The following is a 4429-nucleotide window of genomic DNA, read 5'->3' as shown; positions in this document are numbered from 1 at the left end:
CCGCCCGGCTACACCGGCTACCCGCCCGAGTACGGCGTGCCCTACCCGGGCGCGTTCGGCTATCCGGCGCCGCTGACGCCGCAGACCAGCAAGCTGGCGATCACCTCGCTGGTGATTTCCCTGCTGGGCCTGATCTGCGGGGTCGGAATCGTCTTCGCGTTGGTCGGCATCGTCTTCGGCGCGGTCGCGATCAACCAGATCAAGCGGACCGGCGAGCGCGGCTACGGGCAGGCCGTGGCCGGTATCAGCATCGGGGTCATCACCCTGGCCTTCAACCTGGTCTGGCTGATCTTCGCGATCAACACCCCGATCTGAGACCCGGGATCTGAGACCCCGGCTCTGACAGCCGGGCACTAGGCCGGCGGGACGAACCGCTCCGGCCCCCGCCGCAGTCCGGCCGCCCGCCCCTTGCCCGCCACCACCCGCGCCATCTTGCGGCTGGCCTCGTCGATCATCTCGTCACCCAACATCACCGCTCCGCGCGCGCCACCGGCCCGCGAGGTGTGCCAGTCGTAGGCCTCCAGGATCAGCTCGGCGCGGTCGTAGTCCTGCTGGCGCGGAGTGAAGATCTCGTTGCCGGCCGCGATCTGATCGGGGTGCAGCACCCACTTGCCGTCGTAGCCCAGCGCCGCCGAGCGTCCCGCCACCCGGCGGAAGGCGGCCTCGTCGCGCACCTTGAGATAGGGGCCGTCGACGGCGGCCAGCCCGTTGGCCCGGGCCGCCACCAGGATGGTCATCAGCGCATGGTGATAGGCGTCGCCCACGTCGTAGCCCTGGGGCTGCTCGCCGACCTCCAGGGTGCGCATGTTCAAGCTGGCGATCAGGTCGGCGGGGCCCAGCACCAGGGCCTGCACCCGCGGCGCGCGGGCGATGGCGGCGACGTTGCTCAGCCCGCGGGCGTCCTCGATCTGTACGTCGACGCCGATCCTGCCGACCGGCAGGCCCAGGCCGCGTTCGAGCTGGGTCAGCACCAGATCCAGCGCGTGGACGTGGCCCGCTTCGACGACCTTGGGCAGCACGATCACATCGAGGTGCCCACCCGCCGCCGACACCACCTCGATCACGTCGAGGTAGGTCCAGGGCGTCGTCCAGTCGTTGACCCGCACACCGCGCAGCTGCCCGGCCCACCCCGGCCCGGCCAGCGCGGCCCCGACCCGGGTCCGCGCCGCCGCCTTGGCATCCGGGGCGACGGAGTCCTCCAGGTCGAGGAACACCTGATCGGCGGGCAGGCTTTTGGCCTTCTCGATCATCTTCGGGCTGCTGCCCGGAACCGACAGGCAGGTTCGTCGGGGCCGATAGGTGCCGTCCACGCGCAGACTCCTACCCTTTTGGTCATGGCGTCGACGAACAGGGTATATGCGGCGCGGCTTGCCGGGATGGTGGTGCTCGGCCCGGACGGGGAGTCCTTGGGCCGGGTGCGCGATGTGGTGATCAGCATCAGCATCGTCCGCCAGCAACCGCGCGTGCTGGGGCTCGTCGTCGAACTGCCCACCCGCCGGCGGATTTTCGTCCCGATCCTGCGGGTGACCGCGATCGAGCCCAATGCGGTGACGCTCAACACCGGAAACGTGTCGCTGAGCAGATTCACCCAGCGGCCCGGCGAGGTCCTGGTGCTCGGGCAGGTGCTCGACACCCGGGTGCGGGTCGACGACCCCGAGCAGGACCAGCTCGCCGGGGTGGACGTGGTGGTCTTCGACCTCGCCATCGAACCGACCCGGACCCGCGACTGGGTGGTCACCCGGGTGGCCGTGCGCAGCCTGCGGCGGCTGGGCCGGCGCTCGGCGGTCGCGGTGGTGGACTGGCAGAACGTCACCGGCCTGACCCCTTCGGGCCTGGCGATGCCCGACCAGGGCGTGGCGCAGCTGCTGCACCAGTTCGAGGGCCAGCGGCCGATCGCGGTGGCTGACGCCCTGCGCGACCTGCCGGCCAAGCGCCGCACCGAACTGGTCAACGCCCTCGACGACGAGCGCCTGGCCGACATCCTGCAGGAGCTGCCCGAAGACGACCAGAGCGAGCTGCTGATGCAGCTGGACACCGAGCGGGCCGCCGACGTGCTGGAGGCGATGGACCCCGACGACGCCGCCGACCTGCTGGGCGCTTTGAACCCGACCCAGGCCGAGTTCCTGCTGCGCAGGATGGATCCGGAGGAATCCGAACCGGTGCGCCGGCTGCTCAGCCACTCCCCGAACACCGCCGGCGGGCTGATGACCTCCGAGCCGGTGGTGCTGGCCCCGGACACGACCGTCGCCGAGGGACTGGCGCGGGTCCGCAACCCCGACCTGACGCCGGCGCTGGCCTCGCTGGCGTTCGTGGTGCGTCCGCCGACGGCCACCCCGACCGGCCGCTACCTGGGCTGCGTGCATCTGCAGGCGATGCTGCGCGAGCCGCCGGCCAACCTGGTCAGCGGAATCGTCGACACCGACCTGCCCAGCCTGAATCCCGACACCCCCCTCGGCGAGGTGACCCGCTACTTCGCGGCCTACAACCTGGTCTGCGGACCGGTGGTCGACGATGAGAACCACCTGCTGGGCGCGGTGTCCGTCGACGACGTGCTCGACCACCTGCTGCCCGACGACTGGCGGGAGACCTTCGATCAGACCGGCGTGGGGGGTGCGCCGTGACCGAACCCGGGCGCCAGCGCCTCGACACCCCGCTGACCTCGCGGCGACCGTCACTGAACCTCGACGCGGAGGCGGTCGGGCGGTTCAGCGAATCCATTGCGCGTTTCCTGGGAACCGGGCGCTATCTGCTGTGGCAGACGGTCCTGGTGGTGGTGTGGATCTGCCTGAACCTCTTCGCGGTCACCCTGAGGTGGGATCCCTACCCCTTCATCCTGCTCAACCTGGTGTTCTCCACCCAGGCCGCCTACGCCGCCCCGCTGATCCTGCTGGCCCAGAACCGTCAGGAGAACCGCGACAAGGTCGCGCTCGAGGAGGACCGGCGGCGCGCCGAGCAGACCAAGGCCGACACCGAGTTCCTGGCCCGCGAGCTGGCCGCGCTGCGCCTGGCGGTCGGCGAGGTCGCCACCCGCGACTACCTGCGGCGCGAGATCGACGAGATCCGGGAGCTGATCGAGGCCCTGGCCGACCCGGGGTCCGAGGGCCGCCCGGACGGCAAACCGGACGGCAAACCGGACAGCCCCCCGCGCCGCACCAAAAAGGTCTCGGGGTGACAACCAGCGAATGCGCCCCGCCGGCCGGGTCGGACTGGGTATGGTGGCGGGGTTCGGGATCGAGTGGCGATCTTCTGTCGAGGGCGGTGGGGTGCGGATGACACGCCGGTCGGGCCGCTTGCGCGCCCCCGCGCTGGGGATCGCGGTGATCACGCCGGTCGTGCTGGCCAGCGCCGTGGCGGCCAGCCCCGGTCGGGTCAGCGCGGGCGCGGCCGATCCGACCGCGACAGCCGCCGCCGAGCCCGCCGCCGAGCCCCGGGGAATGTCGGTGGTGGCTGCGGCCAAGGCGCCCACCAACTTCCGGTTCGGCGCGACGGGCGCCACCACGTTCGCCCCGCCGCCGGCCGCCGTGGTCAACGCTCCAGGCGGGATGCGGATTCCGGGGATGGCGCTGGCCGCCTATCGCAAGGCCGAGCAGTCGATGGCGATCGCCTCCCCCGGCTGCGGGGTGAGCTGGAACCTGCTCGCCGGGATCGGCCGCATCGAGTCCTCGCACGCCAACGGCGGCGCGACCGACGCGAGTGGCACCGCAGTCCGGCCGATCTACGGCCCGGTCCTGGACGGATCGCTGCCGGGCAACGAGATCATCGTGCAGGGCAACCAGAGCGGCCGGGCCGTCTATGCCCGCGCGATCGGGCCGATGCAGTTCCTGCCCGGCACCTGGTCGCGGTACGCCTCCGACGGCGACGGCGACGGCAAGGCCGACCCGCAGAACCTGTTCGACGCCACCCTGGCGGCAGCCCGCTACCTGTGCAGCGGAGGGCTCAACCTGCGCAACCAGGCGCAGGTGATGACGGCGATCCTGCGCTACAACAACTCCCTGGCCTACGCGCAGAACGTGCTCGGGTGGGCCGCGGCGTACGCCACCGGCGTCGCGCCGGTCGACCTGCCGCCGATCACCGGGGCGGTCCCGGTGCTGGGCAACACCTCGTTCGGGGAGGGCGCGGTCATCCGCGATCCCGGCCAGCACAGTCTGCCCGCCACCGACCTGCTGTCCCAGCAGATGGCGTTCAGCTTGGGCGACACGATGGTTGCCGAGCAGATGGCCGTCCCCGGACCACAGGAGTCCGCACACATGGGGACCGTCGAGCACGGTTGCCAGGTGATCTGCATGGCCTCCCAGCTGGCACCGACCGAGGCGGCCAACCCGAACCTGCCGCCGTGGATGTCACCGACGGCGCTGCCGCCGTGGATGGCCCCCCCGGCGATGGTGAGCCCGATCGGCCCGCCGCCCGCCGCACCCCTGCCCGGTACCCC

At 71.7% G+C, this 4429-nt stretch carries 5 protein-coding genes; 4 read left to right on the top strand and 1 reads right to left on the bottom strand.

All coding sequences use genetic code 11. From position 1 onward, the window contains the following. A partial coding sequence (locus ACKOB8_RS11165) for a DUF4190 domain-containing protein (protein ID WP_526377284.1) occupies positions 1-315 on the top strand: 315 nt, incomplete at its 5' end. Between the two features lie 38 nt (positions 316-353). On the opposite strand, the gene ACKOB8_RS11160 is transcribed toward ACKOB8_RS11165, so the two are convergent. Further along, positions 354-1310 (bottom strand): HpcH/HpaI aldolase/citrate lyase family protein, encoded by a 957-nt coding sequence (locus ACKOB8_RS11160; RefSeq protein ID WP_526377283.1) that lies wholly within the window; start codon positions 1308-1310, stop codon positions 354-356. A 24-nt stretch (positions 1311-1334) separates the two neighbouring features. Here ACKOB8_RS11160 and ACKOB8_RS11155 point away from each other — a divergent pair, with 24 nt between their 5' ends. From ACKOB8_RS11155 to ACKOB8_RS11145, 3 genes are all read left to right on the top strand, one after another. Then, the gene (locus ACKOB8_RS11155) at positions 1335-2621 is read left to right on the top strand and encodes a magnesium transporter MgtE N-terminal domain-containing protein (protein ID WP_526377282.1); all 1287 of its coding nucleotides are present in this window, start codon (positions 1335-1337) and stop codon (positions 2619-2621) included. Continuing rightward, entirely contained in the window at positions 2618-3172 is a 555-nt protein-coding gene (locus tag ACKOB8_RS11150; RefSeq protein ID WP_526377281.1) for a DUF1003 domain-containing protein, read from the top strand. The genes ACKOB8_RS11155 and ACKOB8_RS11150 overlap by 4 nt, the downstream gene beginning before the upstream one ends. A 97-nt stretch (positions 3173-3269) precedes the next feature. Beyond that, on the top strand, positions 3270-4429 hold a 1160-nt coding region (locus tag ACKOB8_RS11145), incomplete at its 3' end, for a lytic transglycosylase domain-containing protein (protein WP_526377280.1).

This window comes from Mycobacterium sp., from assembly GCF_046091765.1.
Taxonomy (GTDB): Bacteria; Actinomycetota; Actinomycetes; order Mycobacteriales; family Mycobacteriaceae; genus Mycobacterium.
Note: the sequence above shows the minus strand (reverse complement) of the source record. Positions and strands in the feature narration are given on the sequence as shown.